The sequence below is a fragment of the Erwinia sp. 009765445 genome (assembly GCF_058137865.1).
In genome coordinates this window covers 71,115-93,354 of record NZ_JBYUWC010000011.1, presented here as the reverse complement: position 1 = coordinate 93,354, position 22,240 = coordinate 71,115, and the positions used below count along the sequence as shown (strand labels likewise).

20 protein-coding genes are annotated in these 22,240 nt (G+C 59.1%); 4 read left to right on the top strand and 16 right to left on the bottom strand.

Annotated features, from left to right (window positions below; translation table 11 throughout):
- The first annotated feature begins 3 nt into the window (after nucleotides 1-3).
- Entirely contained in the window at nucleotides 4-1,452 is a 1,449-nt protein-coding gene (locus tag AC3Y5R_RS13775) for a tagaturonate reductase (protein WP_489921823.1), read from the top strand.
- A 10-nt stretch (nucleotides 1,453-1,462) separates the two neighbouring features.
- Nucleotides 1,463-2,953, top strand: coding sequence for a UxaA family hydrolase (locus tag AC3Y5R_RS13770; protein WP_489921822.1), 1,491 nt, complete (start codon nucleotides 1,463-1,465; stop codon nucleotides 2,951-2,953).
- A gap of 43 nt (nucleotides 2,954-2,996) precedes the next feature.
- On the opposite strand, the gene sstT is transcribed toward AC3Y5R_RS13770, so the two are convergent.
- The 3 genes from sstT to AC3Y5R_RS13755 all read right to left on the bottom strand — a co-directional run bounded on the left by sstT (nucleotide 2,997) and on the right by AC3Y5R_RS13755 (nucleotide 6,639).
- On the bottom strand, nucleotides 2,997-4,229 hold the full coding sequence (gene sstT, locus AC3Y5R_RS13765; RefSeq protein ID WP_489921887.1) for a serine/threonine transporter SstT: 1,233 nt from the start codon (nucleotides 4,227-4,229) through the stop codon (nucleotides 2,997-2,999).
- Nucleotides 4,230-4,418: 189 nt separating this feature from the next.
- Nucleotides 4,419-5,390, bottom strand: a complete 972-nt coding sequence (locus AC3Y5R_RS13760; protein ID WP_489921821.1) for a TerC family protein — start codon at nucleotides 5,388-5,390, stop codon at nucleotides 4,419-4,421.
- 250 nt (nucleotides 5,391-5,640) lie between these two features.
- Nucleotides 5,641-6,639: a Gfo/Idh/MocA family protein gene (locus AC3Y5R_RS13755; protein ID WP_489921820.1), complete on the bottom strand. Its 999-nt coding sequence runs from the start codon at nucleotides 6,637-6,639 to the stop codon at nucleotides 5,641-5,643.
- A gap of 184 nt (nucleotides 6,640-6,823) precedes the next feature.
- On the opposite strand from AC3Y5R_RS13755, the gene AC3Y5R_RS13750 reads away from it, so the two are divergent.
- A complete protein-coding gene (locus AC3Y5R_RS13750) occupies nucleotides 6,824-8,515 on the top strand; it encodes a chloride channel protein (RefSeq protein ID WP_489921886.1) in 1,692 nt (563 codons plus the stop codon).
- 372 nt (nucleotides 8,516-8,887) lie between these two features.
- On the opposite strand, the gene AC3Y5R_RS13745 is transcribed toward AC3Y5R_RS13750, so the two are convergent.
- The 9 genes from AC3Y5R_RS13745 to AC3Y5R_RS13705 form a co-directional block, all read right to left on the bottom strand.
- A complete protein-coding gene (locus AC3Y5R_RS13745) occupies nucleotides 8,888-9,835 on the bottom strand; it encodes an ABC transporter substrate-binding protein (RefSeq protein WP_489921819.1) in 948 nt (315 codons plus the stop codon).
- 36 nt (nucleotides 9,836-9,871) lie between these two features.
- Nucleotides 9,872-10,924, bottom strand: coding sequence for an ABC transporter permease (locus AC3Y5R_RS13740; RefSeq protein WP_489921818.1), 1,053 nt, complete (start codon nucleotides 10,922-10,924; stop codon nucleotides 9,872-9,874).
- Nucleotides 10,921-11,691 carry an ATP-binding cassette domain-containing protein gene (locus tag AC3Y5R_RS13735; RefSeq protein WP_489921817.1) on the bottom strand — a complete coding sequence of 257 codons (771 nt, stop codon included), beginning with the start codon at nucleotides 11,689-11,691 and terminating at the stop codon, nucleotides 10,921-10,923. Before AC3Y5R_RS13735 ends, AC3Y5R_RS13740 begins: the two co-directional genes overlap by 4 nt.
- Entirely contained in the window at nucleotides 11,672-11,995 is a 324-nt protein-coding gene (locus AC3Y5R_RS13730) for a hypothetical protein (protein ID WP_158780395.1), read from the bottom strand. Before AC3Y5R_RS13730 ends, AC3Y5R_RS13735 begins: the two co-directional genes overlap by 20 nt.
- 10 nt (nucleotides 11,996-12,005) lie before the next feature.
- The gene (locus AC3Y5R_RS13725) at nucleotides 12,006-12,731 is read right to left on the bottom strand and encodes a hypothetical protein (protein WP_489921816.1); all 726 of its coding nucleotides are present in this window, start codon (nucleotides 12,729-12,731) and stop codon (nucleotides 12,006-12,008) included.
- Nucleotides 12,728-13,579, bottom strand: a complete 852-nt coding sequence (locus AC3Y5R_RS13720; protein WP_489921815.1) for a BtpA/SgcQ family protein — start codon at nucleotides 13,577-13,579, stop codon at nucleotides 12,728-12,730. The genes AC3Y5R_RS13725 and AC3Y5R_RS13720 overlap by 4 nt, the downstream gene beginning before the upstream one ends.
- Nucleotides 13,580-13,612: 33 nt before the next feature.
- A complete protein-coding gene (locus AC3Y5R_RS13715) occupies nucleotides 13,613-14,512 on the bottom strand; it encodes a carbohydrate kinase family protein (protein WP_489921814.1) in 900 nt (299 codons plus the stop codon).
- Entirely contained in the window at nucleotides 14,512-15,264 is a 753-nt protein-coding gene (locus tag AC3Y5R_RS13710) for a GntR family transcriptional regulator (RefSeq protein ID WP_489921813.1), read from the bottom strand. Before AC3Y5R_RS13710 ends, AC3Y5R_RS13715 begins: the two co-directional genes overlap by 1 nt.
- Nucleotides 15,265-15,521: 257 nt before the next feature.
- A complete protein-coding gene (locus tag AC3Y5R_RS13705) occupies nucleotides 15,522-16,730 on the bottom strand; it encodes a pyridoxal phosphate-dependent aminotransferase (RefSeq protein ID WP_489921812.1) in 1,209 nt (402 codons plus the stop codon).
- A 68-nt stretch (nucleotides 16,731-16,798) separates the two neighbouring features.
- Here AC3Y5R_RS13705 and AC3Y5R_RS13700 point away from each other — a divergent pair, with 68 nt between their 5' ends.
- On the top strand, nucleotides 16,799-17,896 hold the full coding sequence (locus tag AC3Y5R_RS13700; RefSeq protein WP_489921811.1) for a glutamine amidotransferase-related protein: 1,098 nt from the start codon (nucleotides 16,799-16,801) through the stop codon (nucleotides 17,894-17,896).
- Here AC3Y5R_RS13700 and AC3Y5R_RS13695 read toward each other — a convergent pair.
- From AC3Y5R_RS13695 to AC3Y5R_RS13680, 4 genes are read right to left on the bottom strand one after another with little or no spacing between them, the layout of a single operon-like run.
- Nucleotides 17,880-18,803, bottom strand: coding sequence for a dihydrodipicolinate synthase family protein (locus tag AC3Y5R_RS13695; protein ID WP_489921810.1), 924 nt, complete (start codon nucleotides 18,801-18,803; stop codon nucleotides 17,880-17,882). The two genes, AC3Y5R_RS13700 and AC3Y5R_RS13695, sit on opposite strands and share 17 nt — an antisense overlap.
- A 9-nt stretch (nucleotides 18,804-18,812) precedes the next feature.
- Nucleotides 18,813-19,979 (bottom strand): M24 family metallopeptidase, encoded by a 1,167-nt coding sequence (locus AC3Y5R_RS13690; RefSeq protein WP_489921809.1) that lies wholly within the window; start codon nucleotides 19,977-19,979, stop codon nucleotides 18,813-18,815.
- A complete protein-coding gene (locus AC3Y5R_RS13685; protein WP_489921808.1) occupies nucleotides 19,966-21,066 on the bottom strand; it encodes a mandelate racemase/muconate lactonizing enzyme family protein in 1,101 nt (366 codons plus the stop codon). Before AC3Y5R_RS13685 ends, AC3Y5R_RS13690 begins: the two co-directional genes overlap by 14 nt.
- A complete protein-coding gene (locus AC3Y5R_RS13680; RefSeq protein WP_489921807.1) occupies nucleotides 21,063-22,238 on the bottom strand; it encodes a M20 family metallopeptidase in 1,176 nt (391 codons plus the stop codon). The genes AC3Y5R_RS13685 and AC3Y5R_RS13680 overlap by 4 nt, the downstream gene beginning before the upstream one ends.
- Between the last annotated feature and the right edge of the window lie 2 nt (nucleotides 22,239-22,240).

Genomic DNA, 22,240 nt, shown 5'->3' with positions numbered 1-22,240 from the left:
GCTATGCTCCGTTTAAACCGCAGAGATTTTCCAGGACGGGTTCACCCTGACCGGATTATTCAGTTTGGCGAGGGAAATTTTCTTCGCGCTTTCACCGACTGGCAGATTGATCTGCTTAACGAACACACCGATCTGGATGCCGGGGTGGTGGTGGTGCGTCCCCGTAACAGCCAGCCTGCCAGAACACTCAACGGGCAGGATGGCCTCTATACCACGCTGATCCGCGGCATTGATGAAGCGGGTGAGCTGGTAAATCAGCCAAGGCTGATCCGCTCGGTAAACCGCGAGATCCACCCTTATCAGCAGTTCGACGAATATCTGGCGTTGGCGCGGGATGAGGCGATTCGCTTTGTATTTTCCAATACCACGGAAGCTGGCATTCGCTATGAGGCTGGCGACAGCCTGACGGACAGGCCACCGGGATCATTCCCCGCAAAACTGACTCAGCTGCTGCTGGAGCGCTGGCGACACTTTAACGGTGCCAGTGATAGGGGCTGGGTGATCATTCCCTGCGAGCTGATTGACGATAACGGAGAGGCGCTGAAAGCGCTGGTGCTGCGTTATGCCAGCGAGTGGCAGCTTCCGGCAGCATTCAGCCAGTGGGTTGAGCAGGAGAATATTTTTTGCTCCACATTAGTGGATCGCATTGTGACTGGCTACCCGCAGGAGGCCGCAGAGATTGAACAGCAGCTGGGCTACCGCGACGATTACCTGGTGGCCGGAGAAGTGTATTACCTGCTGGTGCTCCAGGGACCACGCTGGCTGGAACAGGCGCTGCGGCTGGATCGCTGTGCGCTGAATGTCCGGCTGGTTGATGATATCAAACCCTTCAAAGAGCAGAAGGTGGCGATCCTCAATGGCGCGCACACAGCGATGGTGCCGGTCGCGTTTCTGGCCGGGCTGGACACGGTGGGGGAAGCCATGGCCGATCCGGAAATCGCGGGCTACATCGATAGCCTGCTGCGTGAGGAGGTCATCCCGACGCTGAGCCTGCCAGCCGCAGAACTGAACAGCTTTGCGGATGCCGTTCTCAATCGCTTCCGCAATCCTTTTATTCGCCATCAGTTACAGGCGATCGCACTGAACAGCATGACAAAATTCCGCACCCGCCTGCTGCCTCAACTGCTTGCCAGCCAGCGCTTGCAGGGGAAACCGCCGGTCAGGCTGACCTTTGCACTGGCAGCGCTGCTGGCGTTTTATCGCGGCCAGCGCGAGGACGGCAGTTATCCGCTTCAGGATGAGGAGCGTTTGTTGCAGCGCTCACGCGAGTTGTGGAACCAGCTCAGCAGCGGGAACATCGCCCCGCAGCAGTTGGTGGAAGCGGTGCTGGGTGACGCGCAGCACTGGGGAGAAAACCTTAATGAAGTACCCGGATTAACCGCCGCCGTGACAGAGCATCTGCAGCGGATCGAAGGTGATGGCATGCGTGCGGCACTGACCCACGCGAACTGAGGAAATTGCTATGCAGCGTTTTATTAAAATACATAACAACGATAACGTCGCCGTGGCCCTGAGCGGGCTGGACGAGGGCGAAAAACTGGACGTGGCGGGTCTTTCCGTCCTGCTGCAACAGCCGGTGGATCGCGGGCACAAATTCGCCCTGCAGCCGCTGGAAAAGGGTGAGCTGATTATGAAGTACGGCCTGCCAATCGGCCACGCCACCCAGGCGATCGCCGCCGGAGAAGCGATTCATTCCCACAATGCCCGCACCAATCTGAGCGATGTGGACGACTACCACTATCAGCCTGATTTCGCCACGCTTCCGGCCCAGATGGGCGATCGCGAAGTGAAGCTTTACCGTCGGCGCAATGGTAACGTCGGCATCCGCAATGAGCTGTGGGTGTTGCCAACGGTTGGCTGTGTGAACGGCATTGCGAAGCAGATCGTCAGCCGCTTTCTGAAGGAGAGCGATGACGCGGCGGGGATAGATGGCGTGCACCTGTTTACCCACCCGTTCGGCTGCTCGCAGCTCGGCCAGGATCATGAGAATACCCGTACCATGCTGCAAAATATGGTGCGCCATCCTAACGCCGGAGCGGTGCTGGTTATCGGGCTGGGCTGTGAGAACAATCAGGTCGGCGTGTTTCGCGAAACGCTGGGAGAATATGATGCTGATCGCGTCGGGTTTATGGCGCTGCAGCAGCATGATGACGAGGTGGAGGCCGGACTGGTCCATCTGCGACGTTTATACGAGGCGATGCGCCACGATCGCCGTGAGCCGGGCCGCCTGAGCGAGCTGAAATTTGGGCTGGAGTGCGGCGGCTCTGACGGCCTGTCTGGTATTACCGCCAACCCGCTGCTGGGGCGTTTCTCCGATCAGATGATTGCTAACGGCGGGACAACGGTGCTGACTGAGGTGCCGGAGATGTTTGGTGCCGAACGTATTCTGATGAGCCGCTGCCGTGACGAAGCGACGTTCGATAAAACCGTGCGGATGATTAACGACTTCAAGCGCTATTTTATCGATCACCACCAGCCGATTTATGAAAACCCTTCGCCGGGCAACAAGGCAGGCGGCATCACCACGCTGGAAGAGAAGTCGCTGGGCTGTACGCAAAAAGCCGGGCAGAGCAAAGTGGTCGACGTATTGAAGTATGGCGAGCGCTTGCAGCAGCCGGGGCTGAACCTGCTGAGTGCGCCGGGAAATGATGCGGTCGCCACCAGTGCGCTGGCTGGTGCTGGCTGCCATATGGTGCTGTTCAGTACCGGACGGGGCACGCCCTACGGCGGCTTTGTGCCAACGGTGAAGCTGGCGACCAACAGTGAGCTGGCGTTGAAAAAGCCGCACTGGATCGATTTTGATGCCGGTGCGCTGATCCACGGCACGGAAATGGAGACGCTTCTGGCGAACTTTGTCGACACGCTGGTAGAGATTGCCGATGGGCGTCAGACCAAAAATGAGCTGAACGATTTCCGCGAGCTGGCGATTTTCAAAAGTGGCGTGACTTTGTAGGAATGAAAAAGGCCGCCACGGCAGGGCGCTGTGGCGGGGAACATCAGGCTTTTTGCTCTACATTACGATCTTCAGCCATACAGGCTGCGGCGGTAAACAGAATGTCCGCCGAAGAGTTCAGCGCGGTTTCAGCTGAATCCTGCAGCACGCCGATGATAAAGCCTACGGCAACCACCTGCATTGCCACCTCATTCGGGATGCCGAACATGTTGCAGGCCACCGGGATCAGCAGCAGCGAACCGCCCGCCACGCCGGACGCGCCACAGGCGCAAATCGAGGCCACCAGACTCAGCAGGATCGCCGTGCTGGTATCCACCTGAATGCCCAGCGTATTGACCGCCGCCAGCGTCAGCACGGTAATGGTAATCGACGCACCGGCCATACTGATGTTTGCGCCAACCGGGATCGACACGGAATAGGTATCCTCATCCAGATCCAGCTTCTTAGCCAGCGCCATATTCACCGGGATATTGGCGGCCGAGCTGCGGGTAAAGAAGGCGGTCACGCCGCTCTCGCGCAGGCACATAAACACCAGCGGATAAGGATTGCGACGGATTTTCCAGTAAACCAGAATCGGGTTTACCACAAGCGCCATCAGCAGCATACAGCCCAGCAGCAGTCCCAGCAGATGGGCGTAGTCCCACAGTGCAGAAAAACCGGTAGTGGCGAGGATCGAGGCCACCAGGCCAAAGATGCCCAGCGGCGCAAAGCGGATCACGATGCGCACCAGCATGGTCACGGCATCCGAGGCATCATTGAGGAACGCACGGGTGGTGTCGCTGCTGTGACGGAAGGCAAAGCCCAGACCAATCGCCCACACCAGAATGCCAATGTAGTTGGCATGCATCAGTGCCTCAATCGGGTTTGAAACCATGCTCATCAGCAGGACGTTAAGCACTTCCATAATGCCTGAAGGGGGCACAATTTCCTGATTTGCAGCGGTCAGCGTCAGGTTTTGCGGGAACAGGTGACTGAACACCACTGCCAGCACGGCGGCAAAAAAGGTACTCAGCAGATAGAGGATCACGATAGGGCGGATATTTGTCTTCTGCCCGTGCTGATGGTTAGCGATTGAGGCAATCACCAGCACCATGACCAGCAGAGGAGCAACCGCTTTCAGCGCGCTGACGAACAGCGACCCCAGCAGGCTGACGGACTGAGCACTCTCTTTTGAGAAGTACGCCAGGGCGATACCGGCCACCAGGCCGATCATAATTTGGGTGACCAGGCTTCCCTGCAACAGACGTTGTAGCAGCCCCGGACGGCTCTTTTCCATAGACATAATAAAAACCAGCAGTGTAAGTGATTGTGATACCCGTCAGCGTCATTCGCGCTGAACTTAGCGGTGTTCTTGTGTTTGCGGGGAGAAGTATAAGGAAAAGATATGGCAGGGGAAGCGAAAAATGACCCGGCGGCAGAGTAGTGCTGCCCACGCCGGGCCTGATGTTACGTGCAGGTAAACAAATTATTTGCGGTTTTGCCGCTGGTCGTTGCGATGGTTGACCCAGGCGTTAATTAATAGCGTCACGGTCAGGATGCCGCCAACGATGCTCAGGGAAACAGCCACCGGGATATGGTAAAAATCGACGATCAGCATCTTGAAGCCGATAAATACCAGCACCACAGCCAGACCGTATTTCAGCATCGAGAAGCGTTCCGCCACGTTAGCCAGCAGGAAGTACATCGCACGCAGGCCGAGAATGGCGAACAGGTTAGAGGTCAGCACGATGAACGGGTCGGTAGTGACCGCAAAGATCGCCGGGATGCTGTCCACGGCGAAAATCACGTCGCTCAACTCAACCATGATCAGCACCAGCAGCAGCGGGGTGGCAAACAGCACGCCGTTGCGGCGGATAAAGAACTTCTCGCCTTCAAGGTTTTCCGTCATGCGCAGATGCCCGCGCAGCCAGCGGACTACCGGCTTATCGCCCACAGCGCCTTCGCCTTCTTCTCCGGCCATCGCCATCTTCACCCCGGTGAACAGCAGGAAAGCACCGAAGACGTAGAGGATCCAGCTGAATTCGTTAACCAGCCAGCTGCCCGCGAAGATCATGATGGTTCGCAGCACAATCGCCCCGAGTACGCCATAAATCAGCACGCGACGCTGCAGATTTGCGGGAACCGCGAAGTAGCTGAACAGCATCAGCCAGACAAAGACGTTATCAACGGCCAGCGCTTTTTCCAGCACGTAGCCGGTGAGGAAAGCGAGAGTTTGGGTATGAGCGATTTCCGGCCCAACGGTGCCTTTCAGGTACCACCACAGACCGGCGGCGAACAGCAGAGAAACGGAGACCCAGACCAGCGACCAGAATGCGGCCTGTTTAAGAGACATGGTTTGTGCGCCACGGCGGCCCTGCAGAAGCAGGTCAATGGCCAGCATGATCAGCACCACGACAGCGAAGCTGCCCCAGAGTAACGGTGTGCCTACGGTATTCATAAGTCCTTCCTGTACAAAATAAAATGGCCAACGTCGGAAGACGTCAGCCACAGTATTTTGGCTGTATGCAAACCTCGCCTTCCGGCAAGGTCTCACTTACAACACAGGACATATCCTGGATGCCCGGCAACCGGGTGCTTGCGCACCGTAATGACGATTAACCGGCAATGAAGTTACTCCCCTTTGCTGCGCCCGAAGATAAAGGGTGGGGGAGCAAAGGTCAATGGCGCACGGTAATATTTAGAAATATTTACACAGTAGCCTGATCGGGTAATTCATCCGCCGGGAAAACCACCCCGGTCTGACGGCGGATTTCAGTCAGCAATTTCGCCGTGGTGCGGGAGGTCGCCAGCCCGGCATGGTTCACTTCGTTATTCGTCACCAGTCGGGCAAAGGTTTCGGCCTCGTACAGCATGGTGTTGATATGCTGGGGCTGGCTGAGGTCCTGTGATTTACCTCCACGCGGCACAAAGCTGATGCGCTGGCAATCGGAAATCAGTTCAATCACCAGCGAGCCATCTTCCCCCTGGATTTCGCTGGGGATCACTGACTGGCTGACTTTGGAATGCAACAGCGTGACGTCAAAATCGCCGTAATTCATCACTACCGTGCCGTGAGCGTCAACGCCGCTTTCCAGCAATGAGGCGGTGGCGGTTACGCAGTAGGGTTCTCCCCACAAGCTCACAGCCGAAGCCAGGCAGTAAAAGCCGATATCCATAATCGAGCCGTTCGACCAGGCGGGATTGAAGGTATTCGGGTTCTCACCATCCAGATAGCGCTGATAACGGGAAGAGTACTGGCAGTAATTGATCAGCGCTTTACGCAGCTTGCCCGCCTTCGGCAGTGACTGTTGCAGGATGTGGAAGTTAGGCAGGCTGGCCGTTTTGAATGCTTCGAACAGTACCACCTGGTTGTCGCGCGCGCAGGCGATCATCGCCTCCACTTCGCGGATATTTGAGGCCAGCGGCTTCTCGCAAATCACGTGTTTTTTATGCTGTAGAAAAAGCAGTGACTGCTGGCAGTGCAGGGCGTTGGGGCTGGCGATATAAACTGCGTCAACCGCGTCCGACTGCGCCAGTTGCTCCAGCGAAGTGAACAGGTGTTCCACAGGGTAGTCATTGCTGAAGGCCTGAGCCTGTTCAAGCGAGCGGGAATAGACGGCGGTAAGCTTCATTTTGCCGCTTTCATGCGCGGCATCGACAAACTGGCGTGTTATCCAGTTTGTCCCTACAACAGCGAAGCGTATCATGGCGTGTTTCAGTCTCCACACGGTCTGGGTGGACGGATCCGGGTCCGACACAGGGTTAAATATCAGAGTAGCATGCGAGCCTGTCAGGGCAATGGCTAAAAAAAGCGATGCACTGACTATTTGATTTTTAACGCATCCTCTCTCACGATAAGAACATACCAGGGTTGTGGAGTGAATGAAGACAATGACCACGGGCAGCAAACATGCACTGAACTGGACCAGTATTCTGGTCGCTATCCCCGTGGGTCTGATTGCTTCGCTGGTGACGCTCGGATTCCGTGGCCTGATTGCGCTGATTAACTCGCTGGTGTTTGGTACCCAGCAGGATGTCACTCAGGCAATTGGCGTTTATCCGTGGTATTTGTGGCCGCTAATTGTCGGTTTGGGCGGCCTGATCGCCGGGTTCTTCCTGCGTTACGCCACCGCTATCGAGCAGAAAGAGACGGTGCGCACCGATTATCTGGAAGTGATTAACGCCCGGCTGGATGCGGTGCCGACCAAAACGTCCCTGTTTCGCGCGTTCTCTTCCATTGCCAGCATCAGCAGCGGTGCCTCGATAGGTAAAGAGGGGCCGATGGTGCAGCTTTCCGCCCTCAGCGGCAGTCTGATGGGGCGGCTGCTGTTCAAAAATTTCAGGCTGAAGAACAGTGACGTGGTGGCGATGGCTGCCGCTGCCGGACTCTCTTCGGTCTACCACGCACCGCTGGCCTCGGCTATCTTCGTCGCAGAAATCGCTTTCGGCATCTCCGCATTGCAGCGGCTGATCCCGCTGATCATCTCTTCCGGCGTGGCCGTGCTGACGATGTGGACGCTGGGTTACCGTTCGGCCATCTACCCGTTCTCGCATGCGCAGTTTGAAATGACGATCGGCAATATGCTGCTGACCATCGTGATTGGCCTGCTGGCGGGGCTGGTGGGGTTTGCGATGATCTGGCTGATTGGGCAGAGTAAGCAGCGTTTTGGCCGGATTAAAAGCCTGCCGCTGCGGCTTGGGCTTGGCGGCTTGCTGGTCGGCATCATGGCGATTGCCACCCGCAATATTCTCGGGAACGGTTATGAAGTGATTGTCGCCATCATGGCGGGAGGCTTTTTACTGAAAGGGCTGATTGTCCTGCTACTGCTGAAGATGATTGCTACTGCCGTTTCGGTGGGGTCGAATGCCGTCGGCGGTTTGTTTACGCCTTCGCTGCTGATTGGCGCAGTGCTGGGCGTGCTGGTGAGCACCCTGGCAAGCCTCGCGGGCTGGCCGGTAAGCAGTACGGTAATATTTGCCGCAGTAGGGATGGGCGCGGTGCTGGCCTCGGTCAGCCAGGCACCGCTGATGGCAATGCTGATGGTGCTGGAGATGACGCTGAACAGCAGCCTGCTGTTCCCGACAATGATCGCCTGCGTGCTGGCCTCAATGACCGTTTACCGCCTGCAGTCAAACAGCACCTATCCGGTGATTAAAAACCACTTCAGCCGCTCGGACGCCAAGTTTGATTTCGACAACGGCATTATCTCTCAGTTTATTGTCTCCGGCGCGGCGCTGAAGCCGGAAGATTCGGTCGGTAAAGCGCTGGCGGTCAGTTCACTGAAGCGTGAACGCTTTGTCTATGTGATCAGCGAAACGGGGCAGTTTATGGGGGCCGTCTCGATCCACGATATCTCCCGTAAAGTGCTGGATAAAGAGATCACCCTCAGTTCACCGGTCAGTTGCGTGATGGATGAGGATTTCCCTTATATTTTCGAAAACCAGACTATTACCGAAGGGTGGGAAGCCTTTGCCCGAGTTACCCTGGAGCGCCTGCCGGTGCTGAATAACGCGGTTGAGAGGAAGTACCTCGGCGCACTGACCAAGACCAGCCTGATCCAGAAGGCTAAGGATTTTCTTTAAGCGCTTTCCGGCCATTTTGATCGATGCAAAGTGTCACTGGTAAGAGGCTTCCTTCTGCTCTGTCTCCTTCACCATGGCTGGCGACAGGGTTACCTCCACATGCACTTCCGGCCCGGGACGGATGACATAAACCATCGGGCCGGAGGAGTAGTCACCGCCAGCCTCCCACGGTTCTGCCAGCGCCTGCGGCGCCAGAGCAGAGAATTCACTTCGCAGTTCACCGCTTAATACCGGATCTTTCAGAATCGCTTCCAGTTTTATTTACTTATGGCCGAACGGGTGAAAATGCTCCCTGATCGCAGCAGCCAGCGGATGATAAACTGAGAAAATCACGCTGAGGGCTCGCGATACGCCCGAACCCCCGCGTAATGCTTACATGCAGTCGGCCTTGTATTCGTACTTATCAGCCTTAGCGTGTTCGTGCGAATCAATGCTCACCAGCTCGGTCAGGGTCTGCTTCGGTACCGTCTGTCCTGCCATCAGCTTGCTGGCCGTTTCAATCACCGCTTCCCCTTCCTGCTTTGGATTCTGTGCAATCAATACGTTGATGGTGCCGTTCTTCAGCGCGCTCACTTCCGCCGTTGCGGCGTCATAGGCCACCATCTTCACCTTTTTCGTTGCACCAGCCTGGCGCAGCCCGGTAATTGCCCCAATCGCACCCTGATCGTTGGTGGAGAAAATCCCGGCGAGTTGTGGATGTGCCGACAGGGTCGAGGTCACAATTTCCGCCGCTTTTTGTGGGTCATCGCTCTGATACTGAGCCCCGATGTAGTTGATCCCCGGATACTTTTTGATTTGCTCAGCGAAGCCGTGCTCGCGGGCATCCTGCGCGGCCGACCCTGGCGGCTGAGTGATCACCAGCACCTCACCTTTACCGCCCAGCAACTTATTCATCGCATCCGCTGCCATCTTCCCGCCCTGTTCGTTATCCGAGATAATCTTCGTTTGCAGGAATGAGGAGTCGTTCAGCGTCTGATCGACCGTCAGCACTTTCGTTCCTCGTCCTGCCAGCTGTTTCATGGGAGCAATCAGCGCCTGGGTATCTGTCGGCACGATAGCGGCGACGGCAGGCTGAGTGGCGGTTACCGCATTCACCACCGGGATCTGGCTGTCGGCGGCAAACTGATCGGGAGCCGAGACCACCAGGTTAATGCCCATCTGTTTTGCTTTCTCCTGCGCACCACACTGCAAAGCCTGATAAAACGGGCTGCCTTTCACCCCCAGCACCAGCGCCACGGACTTATTTTCGGCGCTCATGCCCGGCTGGATCAGCGCCAGTGAAAGGGCGGTACCAACCGTTAACCCGATGAATTTACGCATACTGTTTTTCCCCTGTGTCCGAATGAAAGGTGAGTGCTAACTGCGTTCTCTTGCTTTACGTTTTAACTGATCGATCCACACGGCGAGGATCAGTACCGCGCCCATCGCCACGGTCTGCCAGAACGGCGGAATGCCGAGGATGACAAAACCATTCAGCAGGATGATGGGAATAAACACGCCGATCACCGTGCCCGCCACGCTGCCGATGCCGCCGAACAGGCTGGTACCGCCCAGCACCACCGCTGAGATGGTGGAGAGGTTATCCATAGCGTGGCCGGAGATGGTGGTGGTAGAGAAGCGGGCGTTGGACATTACTGCTGCCACGCCAGCCAGCGCGCCAGAGATCATATAGATGCCGATTAGCCGGATGCGCACGTTGATCCCGGCGCGGCGCAGGGCTTCCATGTTCGACCCCAGTGCGAAGGTATGCAGGCCGAAGCGGGTCAGATGCAGGATAAAGGCTGCCACGGCCACCACCACGATCGCCACCACCACCAGCGAGGGAATTCCGGCCACATCGCCGCTGCCCAGGCTGTCGACCAGCTTTTCCGGCATGGCCCGGACGTCCACACCGCCGGAAAAAATTTGCGCCAGACCGAGCGCCATACCAAATGTTCCCAGCGTGACGATCAGCGCGGGGATCCGTGCCACGGCGACCAGGAATCCATTCACTGCGCCCCACAATGTCCCGGCGATAACGGCAACCAGCGATCCGGCGGCAATCACTCCCCAGCCCGCATCGGTGGTGCCAAAGGTCGTACCTGAAGCACCGGTCATTGCCAGCATCACTTGTGCTGAAACCACCGAGGAGAAGACCAGCACGGCACCGACGGAAAGGTCGATCCCGGCGGCGATAATCACCCAGGTCTGGCCGACGGAGAGTACCAGCAGGATCGCGGCGTTGATGGTCAGCTGCGAGAGGTTATAAGCCGAGCCAAACTGTTCCGGTCGTAAAAAGCTGAAGGTGGCAATAAGCAGAAGCAGCAGAATAAAAATCCAGCCGCCGCCGATCAGACGTGCCAGCAGCTCTTTTTTGCCCTGAATTTTCTGAGGCCCGTTCAGCGACTGGCTCAGCACTGTTTTGTTCATGCTTCCTCCCCAACCGGGCTGCAGGTGCCGCTGGTCATCAGTGAAACAAGGTCGTCAACGCGCAGGCCGCTGGTGGGCATCCGGGCGACGCTTTTGCCCAGCCGCAGCACTTCAACCCGGTCGGCAATCTCCAGCACCTGCGGCATGTTATGGCTGATCAGGACTACCGCGATGCCGGTCTCCCGTACCTGACGGATTAGCTGCAGCACCCGATCGGTTTGTACCACGCCAAGTGCTGCGGTCGGCTCATCCATAAAAATCACCCGGCCTGCCCACATCGCCGCCCTGGCAATCGCCACCGACTGACGCTGACCGCCGGAAAGGGTGGAAACAGGCACCGACAGCGAGCGCAGATTCACCCCGAGCCTGGCAAATTGATCGACTGCTTTGCGCCTCATCGACGCACGGTTCAGCATGCCCAGTTTGCCCGCCAGCCCGCTCCTCAGCTCTTCACGCCCAAGGAACAGGTTATCCACCGGCGTCAGTTCCGGAGCCAGCGCCAGATCCTGATACACCGTGGAGATGCCGTACTGCTGGGCACTGCCCGGCGAGTCAAACACCACCGGCTGCCCGTCAATCTTCAGGCTGCCGCTGTCCGGACGATCTGCGCCGGAGAGGATACGGGTCAGAGTGGATTTGCCCGCGCCGTTATCACCAATCAGGGCGCAAATTTCTCCCGGATAGACGCGAAAACTCACCTCTTCCAGTGCCCTGACCCCGCCGAAGTGGCGGCTGATACCGGTTGCTTCAAGAACTGGCGTGCTCATAGGCCTGTTTCTCCAGCGCCATGCCGACATTGTTGGAAAAGGCAAACCACTCGTTATAGGCGGCGGCGGTCAGGCTGGCCCAGTAAGCAAAAGCCGCTTCCGGGCTGGCGAACTGCCAGATCTCAACGGTTTCGAAATCATGCTGGCCGCGCACGTGGTACTGGCCGACAAAGGTCGCCCCTTCTGTGCTGGCCTGTTGTGCCAGTGTGGCCCAGCGGGCACGTTTTTCCTGTTGCTCCTGTGCTGTTAATCGGTACCAGTGTGGGCGCGGGCGGGCGTAGTGGATCCAGATACTTTCCGTCATAAATCAGTCCTCAATAGGGGGCAGGTAACAGCAGTTCGCTCAGCGGACGCAGGCGACCGATCACGTGTCGGGAGGTGGTGAACATAAAGTCCGCCGCGTCTTCATGGCCGGTAATGGCCCGGTCGGAGACTTCCGGCGCGGCAATTTCCCAGATCCCCAGGTGATGCCAGTTGTGCGCCCAGTCCAGACGATGGCGACCGGCAATATTGACGTTCAGCGCCAGATCACCTTTGAAAGCCACATCGCACTCGGCATCGTATTCCACGCGCTGTTCAGCGGAGGCTTCGCACCAGGCGTCGTTCCACTCCCAGAAGGCCATAAAGCCCCAGTCGCGTGGGAGGTCCGGCCCGCTGCCGTTGACCGTGGCGAACTCGCGCGGGCCAATCAGCCATTCGGTGGTGAACAATTTTGCCCAGCCAGCCTCTTCAAGCCGTATCGTCCCTGCGATGGCCGCGCTCAACGTCGGGGCTTCAAATGCTCCGCTGATGTCCCAGGGATGGGCGAAACCGCTGTCCATCGCCATCGGGGTGGCGGCAGATTCCGGCGTGAACATCGCGCGGAAGGAGAGCAGCCAGCCTTCTTCAGAGAGCTGAGCCAGCAGCGCGATAAGCTGCTGATAATCCTGCTGGCTGTACAACGTATCGGCCTGGCGCCTGGCCAGGAAAGCCACCACGCAGCGCGAAGATGCCAGCGGTTGCGAGCTGAAGACTTCGGTTTCACCGGTCAGAAGCGTCATAGCCCCTCCCGCACTTTCATTACCGCAGTCATCAGCTCCTCCACCCGTTTGGGATCGACCGGCTTCCACCACTGGCCGTCCTGTTTCAGCCACTGGCCGATAATCGCGCCATCGGCGGTGGCGAACAGCTTTGGAACCTGTGAAGGCGACAGACCGGACCCGACGATCACCGGCAGATTGGTACCGTTGCGCACTTCATCCACTTCACTGGTGCTGGTGGGGTTGCCGGTTCGTGTACCGGTGGCGATCAGCACATCCGCATCGAACCATTCGGCATCGGTGGCCTGCTCCGGAATACTGCGATCGGCGGTAATGGCATGAGCGCCGAATTTGACATGAACGTCGGCGAAAATGGCGACATCGCGGGCATCAATCATGGAGCGGTAGCGCATCGCTTCCGGGGCCGGACCATTGATAAAGCCTTCATTGGCGATATAAGCGTTGGCCCACTGGTTGACGCGCACCCAGCGAGCGCCAACCGCTTTGGCAATGGCGAGGGCGGGAATAGCACCATTAGCCACGCAGGTAATGCCAATCGGCGTATCCACGGCGTTGCGCACGGCCAGGCAGGCGGCGGTCAGGGCGGCCACCGTTTCCGGACCGATATGTTCCGGGCGGGCGAACGGCAGGTCACTGGCGTTCTCGATGATAATGCCGTCCACGCCACCCCGTGACAGGGTCAGAGCATCGGCCACGGCGGCGTCGTAAACCTCTCTCATTGGCTGGCCGTTATAGCGCGGCGCGCCGGGCAGCGGCAGAAGATGGATCACGCCGATTACCGGTTTTTTTACCTGAAACAGCGTCTCCAGGGCGTTACTCTTCTGCGGCAGTACTTGTGGTCCGGCCATAGTCTCTCTCTCTGAAATGCGGGTTATTAAGGGTCAGCGCAGGCTGGCCTGGCGAAATTCGGCAAGTTGCTTCCGTGTGGGATAAGAAGGCTGCGCACCAGCCCGGCCACAGCTGATTGTGGCGGCGAAAACGGCTTCACCGAGCGCGGCGGCAACGGGATCGCCGGCCTGGATGCGCCCGATAAACCAGCCAGCCAGGCAGTCTCCCGCGCCGGTGGTGTCGACGATCTCCGGCGTCAGCGGAGAGCGGGCCTCGATGGTTTCGGTGGCGGAGGTGTAGCTGGCTCCGCGTGGTCCGAGGGTGGAAACCACGCTTTTTACGCCCAGGTCGAGCAGGCGCTGGACAGGATTGTCACCAAGCTGCAGCAGCGAGCGCTGATTGCAGAACACAGTTTCTGCACCGTCCAGCAGAGGGTGGAGCGGTTCCAGACCGTCGCTGAAGGTGGCGGGTTCAAGATCCAGCGACCACCGGCATCCAGCCTGGCGCGCCTCTCCGATCAGATGCCAGGCACCTTCGCCATACACGGCGGTATGCACCCAGTCGATGCCCTGCAAAGAGAGTGACTGAACCCAGGCGAGAGAAGGGTAGAGTGAGACGCCAGGCTCCAGCAGCAGGCGCTTTTCCCCGTGGGGTTCCAGCAGCACAATGGCCCGGCAGGTGCGCCCCGGCATTTTGCGGCTGACGATCTCGATGCCGGATTGCGCCAGCGAGGCGAGCAGTGAATCAGCAAACAGATCGTCGCCGGTTTCAATTGCCAGCACCGCGTTTCCTTCGGCCATACGGCAGGCGAGGGCGGCATTGCTGATCACCCCGCCAGCCGATTCGTTATCAATTTTTACGTGCAGCTTCTCATCGGGCTGCGGGATGTAGCCCAGCTGCAGGGTGGTATCCAGGCTGATGTCGCCGACGAATAACGCTTTGCCGCCCGCCATTATGTGCGCACCAGGTCGATGGCGAAGGCGTAGCGGTCGGCGCGGTAATGCACCACCGCGTACTCCACGGGCAACTGTGCCTGATCGTGGCTGAGGCGGCGGGCGACCAGTGTGGCCGAGCCTTTGGCAACTTTCAGGCGGCGGGCCAGCTCAGAGGTCACCAGCGCGGCACCGATCGTTTCCTGAGCGCCGGTGATCCGGCAGTCGCAGTGCTGCTCAAGCCAGACATACAGTGATTCGCGGTCCAGTTTGTCGCTGGCGGGGGGCGCATGCAGGTCGAACAAACCCGGCCTCAGCCAGCTGTAAGAGAGCGCCATGGGCTGTCCGTCGGCGTTGAGCAGGCGCGAGATGGCAAAGGCTTTTTCATCTCTGCTCAGACCCAGCGCGGCTGCGGCCTCGGCAGGTGGTATCACCATCCGGGCGCTGAGGGTTTTGTAGCTGGCCGTAAAGCCCCGGCGGCGCATATCTTCCGCAAAGCTCGACATCTGGCTGAGCGGCTGGATCACCTGCGGCGGCAGCACCACAGAGCCTTTACCAGCACGACGGCTGATCAGCCCTTCCTGCTCCAGCTTATCGAGCGCGGTGCGGGCGGTGGTGCGGCTGACACCAAAGACCTGATTGAGCGTGGCTTCCGAAGGCAGAATATCGCCCTGCTTAAAACCGCCAAATTCGATCTCCCGGCGCAGCCTTTCGGCTATCTGCCACCACAGAGGTTGCGAACCGGCGACCAGCGCCTGCTGATTCCACTGCATATCACCCATCCCGTGTTGCCTGAAGTTAAGGGGATAATTGATTGGCATGACAATGCTGTCAATACGGTGTGGTTGGAGGAAAGTGCTTTTAAATCAGTGGGTTTTGATAGGGTGATTGACGTGACATTTGCCGCTTTGTGACCGGAAAACAAGCAATTAGCAGCGGACAATTTCGGCTGAAAGTGAGCGGACAATTGGCTTAAAAAAGAAGCATAGGAAATTACTATGCTTCTTTTTTTCCTGTCTCAGTTCTGCGGTTATTTTAACTGAGCGCAGGCGGCCTGAATCTTCTGGCAGGCGGCTTCCAGCAGGGCGTCGTCCACGGCATAAGCCAGGCGTAAATAACCAGGAGTGCCAAAAGCTGAGCCGTGCAGGACCGCCACACTGGCTTCGGTCAGGATCCAGCTGGCAACGGCCCGATCATCCTCAAGGCGCTCACCCGTCGGGGTTTTCCGCCCAATCAGTCCCTGGCAGTTGGCGAACACATAGAAGGCCCCCTGCGGGACGTTGGCGCTCAGCCCGTCCGTTTCTTCGATCATCTTCAACACGCGCCTGCGGCGGCAGTCCAGCTTTTTGATCCAGCCGGTCAGGAAGTCCGCTGGCTGGCTGAGGGCAGCAACGGCTGCGGCCTGAGCGATGCTGCTGGGATTGGAGGTGCTTTGTGACTGCAGAATTTGCATCGCCGCAATCAGCCAGCCCGGTCCGGCCGCGTAGCCCAGTCGCCAGCCTGTCATCGCGTGGCTCTTCGAGACGCCATTAACGGTCAGCGTCCGCTCTGCCAGCTGCGGGGCAACTTCGGCGAAGGTGGCAAACGGTGCCTGGTCATAGCGCAGCGGCTCATAGATGTCGTCCGCCATAATTAACACCTGCGGATGATCGGCCAGGACATCTGCCAGCGCCTGCAGTTCTGCGGCGGTGTAAATTGCTCCGGTGGGGTTACCTGGCGAATTAAGGATCAGCCAGCGCGTTTCCGGCGTCAGGGCTGCGGCCAGTCGATCCGGCTGCAGCTTCCAGTCGTGCTGTTCCTCACATGCCACGATCACCGGCTCGCCTTCTGCCAGCGTCACCATATCAGGATAGGAAACCCAGTACGGAGCCGGAATAATTACCTGCTGTCCTGGATCAACGGTTGCCAGCAGGGCGTTAAAAATCAGCTGCTTGGCACCGCTTCCGGCGATGATTTCATCCGGCTGAAAGTGCAGGTGATTATCGCGGGCAAACTTGGCTGCAATCGCGGCTTTCAGTGCGGCGGTGCCGGAAACGGCGGTGTATTTGGTCTGGTGCTGCACAATCGCTTCAATACCCGCATAGCTGATGCTGGCCGGGGTGGAGAAATCCAGTTCTCCTTCGCCTAAATTGATCACTGCGGTTCCCGCCGCTTCAAGCGCCCGGACCTGGTCAGAGATGGTTGCCGTTGGCGAAGGCCGCACCCGCTGCATACGTCGGGCTGTCTGACTGATATTCATAAAACCTCTTTTGTATCTGATGATTCAACTTATACAATTGTCTGCCCAACGTCAGCAGGAAATGCGTAATGTCACCGATCTTCATTCTTGATGATTCACCCGTCCCGGCCCGTTTTGGCGTCACCGCCAGCCTGTGGGCCAGTCAGCTAGGGCTGCCGCTGTGGAGCCTGCGGCCTGACTTTGACCGGGATTTTCACGACAGTCATCAGCACGTTATCCGTGCGGGCTACTGCGTGACCAGCGGCCTGTGCCGTAGCGATACCCTGCTGCAGGAGGTCACCGATCCCACTCAACTCCCCACCCAGGACGCGGTGGTAGTGCTGTCGGCCTCACAGATGCAGCGCATTGCCATGTTGCCGGGAAGTCGTCTGCACAGCCTGACCCGGCACGACCGGCTGGAACTTCGGGATGACAACCAGACGCTGCTGCAGCTTGTGGCTGACGACTATGGCCGCTGGTCCACATTCCATCCGCAAAGCGCGGGTACCCTGTTGCGCATTGGCCTGATTGGCCGTGAAAACGACCACCGTCAGGTTTATCCCGCTACGCTGGCTGCTCTCGGTGATGCGGCAACAGCCCTGAACCTGCGCGCGGAAGTGCATTTCCTCCCGCCAGCCAGCCTTTCCGCAGACCTGCATGAACTGAACAGCCTGCACGGCGTGGTGCTGCCGGGCGGTGCATCAATGGCGGCAGTGGCTGGGCAGATCCGGGTTGCTGAGGCTACCTTCAGCCGCACGCTGCCCACGCTGGGACTCTGTCTCGGCATGCAAAGCATGTCGACGGCGGCGGTCCGGCAAAGCAAAGGTTTTGAGCAGGCGATCCCGGCTGAAGTAGCCCCGGATGCCGCGCTGCACAGTTTTATTGCCTTTGAAGATGCCCGCCATCGCTGCGGCGTGTTGCCCTTCACTTTCAGCGGATTACCCGCTGCGATGCCGGAGATGCACTACAACCACCGTTACCGCTTCAACCCTTCTCTGCTGCCGCAACTGGCCGCCAGCGGAGTGAAAATCAGTGCAAAGACCGGCGATATCGTTGAGGGAATTTCCCTGCCCACTTTGCCGTTCTGGCACGGTGTACAGGGGCACCCGGAGCTGTTGTCACGCGCCGGGGCTCCTCATCCGCTGTTTACCGCTTTTCTGCTGGCGGCGCTTAATCCGCCAGCGTGACGCCGGTACGGGTATCGCTGGCCAGTTGTTTCATCACGCTGGTCAGCGCGGCCAGTGCTTCAGCCGAAACGGGTTTCAGCGGAGCACGCACGGTGCCACCCTTAAAACCACGCAGTGCCATTGCCGCTTTCACCAGCTGCGGCTGGCCATGCTGACGGGCCAGCGCGCGATAGTCGTACCACAGCTGATGCAGGTCGCGGGCGGTAGTGGCATCGCCTTTCTCCACCGCGCGGAAGGTGGCCAGCACCAGCTCGGGCAGCGCACCGCTGTTGGTGGTGCTGATGCCATCGAAGCCCGCCATCATCGGGCCTAAAAATGCCAGATCCGAGGCGCAGAACAGGCGCAGCTTGCCGCGCAGGCGATTGGCAATCTGATCGATAGCGGTCGGATTCAGGTCGCCCTGTTTAATGCCCACCACGCCCGGCACTTCTGCCAGTTGTTCCAGCAGGGCAGGCGACAGCGTGATGCCAATGCCCGGCGCGTTGTAAACCAGAATGCCGGTTTTTGACAGCGGGGCCATCTCGCGGAAGTAAGCCAGAATCTGCCCTTCGGTGATCTCGCTGACGTAAGGGGCAGTGACCATTGGCAGGCCGCCCAGATCGCCCGCCAGAGCGGTCAATTCACGGGTTTCACGCGGATCGGAGCTGGCGCTGCACAGCATCACCGGGATGCGATCCTGCACGCAGTCCATCACTTCGCTGAACAGCTCGCGGCGCTCGGCCAGCGACATCACCGGAAACTCACCGTAGGTGCCGCCAATCAGGATGCCGTCATAGCCCAGGCCGATCACGCGCTCAATGTTTTCACGCAGCGCAGCGAAGTCGATGTCACCCTGAGCATCAAAAGGGGTCACGGTGATATTGAAAATGCCACGCAGGCGGTCACGGCATTCGTTAATGTCTTTCATTTTTATTCCTTACAGCAAAGTTAATGGGCGGTTAAGGGTGCCAAGCTGGCGATAACCGGTTTCAGTGACCACCACGGTTTCACTGACGCCAACGGTAAATTCACCGTAGATGCGCAGGGCGGGTGGGATATGGAAAGTCATGCCCGGTTGCAGCTCGGTGGTCACGCCGCTGTACAGGCTGAGAATGCCGCCTTCGCCCCAGTCCGGTGCAAAGGACACCCCGATGGAATACCCGGTGCGCTTCTTGAAATTGTCGGTGAAACCGGCGCGATCGATAACCTGCTGGCAGGCAAGGTGCGGCGCTTCGCAGGTGGCACCGGGACGGATGGCGTCCAGCGCAGCCTGCAAGGCTTCCTGACAGACTTTCTCCATCTCCAGCGCGATGGCTGGCGGGCGGCCAAGCCAGGCAGAACGCATCAGTGCGGCATGGTAGCGATCGTGAGCGGCAGCCATCTCCAGGAATACCGGATCGTTATCCTGCATCACGCGACGACGCCAGGTGCCGTGCGGCACGCCGCTGCGCGGGCCGGTGGAGACCAGCGGTTCCATGCCGACGTATTCTGAACCGGCAGCAATGGCAGCCCCCATCATGGCGGACACCAGCGCGTTCTCGTCAGCGCCGCTGCGGATGGCGGCTATCCCGGCGAGCATCCCGGCATCCACATAGCGGGCGGCGGTAGCGATTTTCTCTACTTCTGCCGCAGATTTCACCGCACGCAGGGGTTCAATCACGCCAGCGGTATTGGCAATGGTGCCTAGCTTGCTCTGCAGCGCTTCATACACGGCCACTGGCAGGAACCAGCCGCGCTTGTCCAGCCCGATACGCTTGTTGAGCCAGTTGCGCTGTTGCAGCATGCCGACCAGAAAATCGACCGGGTTGTCGCCGTCCTGATAAATGGCGGCGTCGGAGATAAAGGTGTTGGCGATAAAGTTGAAGTATTCCAGCTGGCGGATCACAAACACCGGCTCGCCTTCAACCGGCAGCAGCAGGGCCTGGAAGGTGTAGTAGCCCGGCGTCTGCTGGCCGGTCAGCCAGAAGATGTTTTCCGGTCCGGTGACAATCATCACGTCCACGCCCGCTGCGCTCAGGCGCTCACGGGTGCGATGGATACGCTGTGCATACTCCTCCGCGCTGAAGGCGGACTCACTGCCCTGAATCACATTAATTTGTTGCATCACTAAACTCCTGAAGGAAGGTGGCGCGCGCGGCATCGAAATGCACGCCCAGGCCGGGAGAATCAATCACGTTTATCTGGCCATTGTGGTAGCGCAGGCCACTGACCGGGTCGTCGGTCAGGCCATCAGCGCCATACAGTTCGGCAAAGGCGGGTTGCAGTACGCGGCAGAGTTGCAGCGCCGCTGCGGTAGCCGCGTGGCCTTCATTCATCTGGCCGATCATAAAGGGGACATCAGCCTCCTGCAGGCGACGAGCTGCCGCCAGCGTTGGTGTGATGCCTCCCAGCTTCACCAGTTTCAGATGGCCCCATAAGGTGCCTCCGGCGGCGGCCAGTCGTTCGATGGCGGCTTCGCTGTTAAGGCTTTCATCCAGCATGATCGGAATGCCATAACCCGCCAGCTCTGCCAGCTGCGCATCCTCAGCCGGAGCAAGCGGCTGCTCGATATAGCTCAGTGCCAGCTCGCGAAGCTGTGGAAAAGCCCGCTGAGCATCGGCCAGTGACCACTGGCCGTTAACGTCAATCGCCAGCGAGACGGTTTCGCCGAAAGTTTCACGCAGCGCCCAGAGGCGAGCCAGGTCGGTGGCAAAATCGGCGATGCCGGTACGCAATTTCAGCTGGTTGAAGCCGCGCGCCACATAGGAACGCGCCTGCGCCAGCATCTGCGTTTCGCTGCCCCAGAACAGCGTCTGGTTGGTGGTGTAAGCGGGCAGGCTGTGTGGTGCTCCCAGATTTGCCGCCACGCTTTCGCCTTTCTCGCGGGCCAACAGATCGTGCAGGGCCATATCTATCAGCATGCGCGAAGGGGCCAGCAATGGGCTGTCCGGCGCATGGATCGCCTCCAGCAGCGCCTGCGCATCGCGGTGCCAGTTCCAATGCGTCAGCATCTGCATCAGGTTGCTCAGCACCTGCGCTTCGCTGTAGCCGTGCAGATACTGAATATTCAGCCGCACTTCACCGATACCATGAACGCCCTGAGATTCGAGGCGCAGCCACAGCGAATCCAGCGCGTGAACCGCGCCGGAGCTTGCCGTATGCAGTGTCACACCGGCATAGTGCAGGTCACCCCGCCACAGCTGCGCTTTCACGATGCGGACTCCGGCAGCAGCAGAGCCAGCGCGATATCCAGATAGATATGCGCTGCGGCGATAAACTCTTCGATCGGCACAAATTCATCCGGCTTATGCGCCACCGCCAGCGTGCCAGGCCCGATCACCACGCCTTTGGCCCCAAGCGCGCGGAAGTGCACCAGATCGCAACCGCCCTGAAAACCAAACGGACCTGGCTCTGACTGACCATGACGACGGCAGGCTTCCAGGCTGTGGCGTACAATCGCTTCATTGCTGTCGGTTTCGGTGGCACCACCGGTGGTAGGCTGCCAGGCAATGATTTCCGCCTCGACACCGGCATTCTGACGGGCGTGATCCAGCAGCTGTTGCAGCTCCGCTTTCACTTCGGCCTCGTCCTCGCCAGGCACCATGCGGCGATCCAGCAGCAGTTCGCAGCTGTCCGGCACCACGTTATCCGCATGGCCGCCGTGGATGCGGGTGACGGTCAGACTGGCGTTGCCGACCAGCGCATGGCAGCGGCAGCGCACCTGCTGTTGGTGAGCTTCTTCAATCAGCCCCAACAGCCTGGCCGACTGATAAATGGCATTGATTCCCAGCTCCGGCGTGCCGGAGTGCGCGGTAACGCCTTTAACCCGCACGCGCGGGCGCAGGCTGCCTTTGTGGGCAGAGAATGTGGCGTTGGACGTCGGTTCACCAATCACCGCAAAATCGATGGCGGGCGGCGCGTCGGTGGCATAGAACTTCGCACCTTCGCTGGCGACTTCCTCATCGGCGGTGAAAACGCCCATCAGCGTGCCGGACCAGTGCTGGCGATGCTCAGCCAGCAGGCGGAGTGCCTCGACCATTGCCACCAGCGGGCCTTTGGCATCGCAGGAGCCGCGACCGTACAAACGGCCTTCGCGTTCGGTCAGGGTAAAGGGATCGCTGGACCAGCCTTCACCGGCCGGCACCGTGTCCAGATGGGTGTTAAAGGCAAAGCACGGTCCGGCACCGTTTTTCAGCACGGCAATGACGTTGGTGCGTCCCGGCGCGTATTCGCTGAAGGAGAGGTCAAAACCGGCAGCCCGCAGCCAGCCCGCCACGCATTCGGCGGCTTCACGCTCCTGGCCTGGTGGGTTCTCCGTATTGATGGCGACCAGCGCGGTCAGATCCTGCTTCATGCGCACGCTGTTAACCTGATAAGTTGTCATAC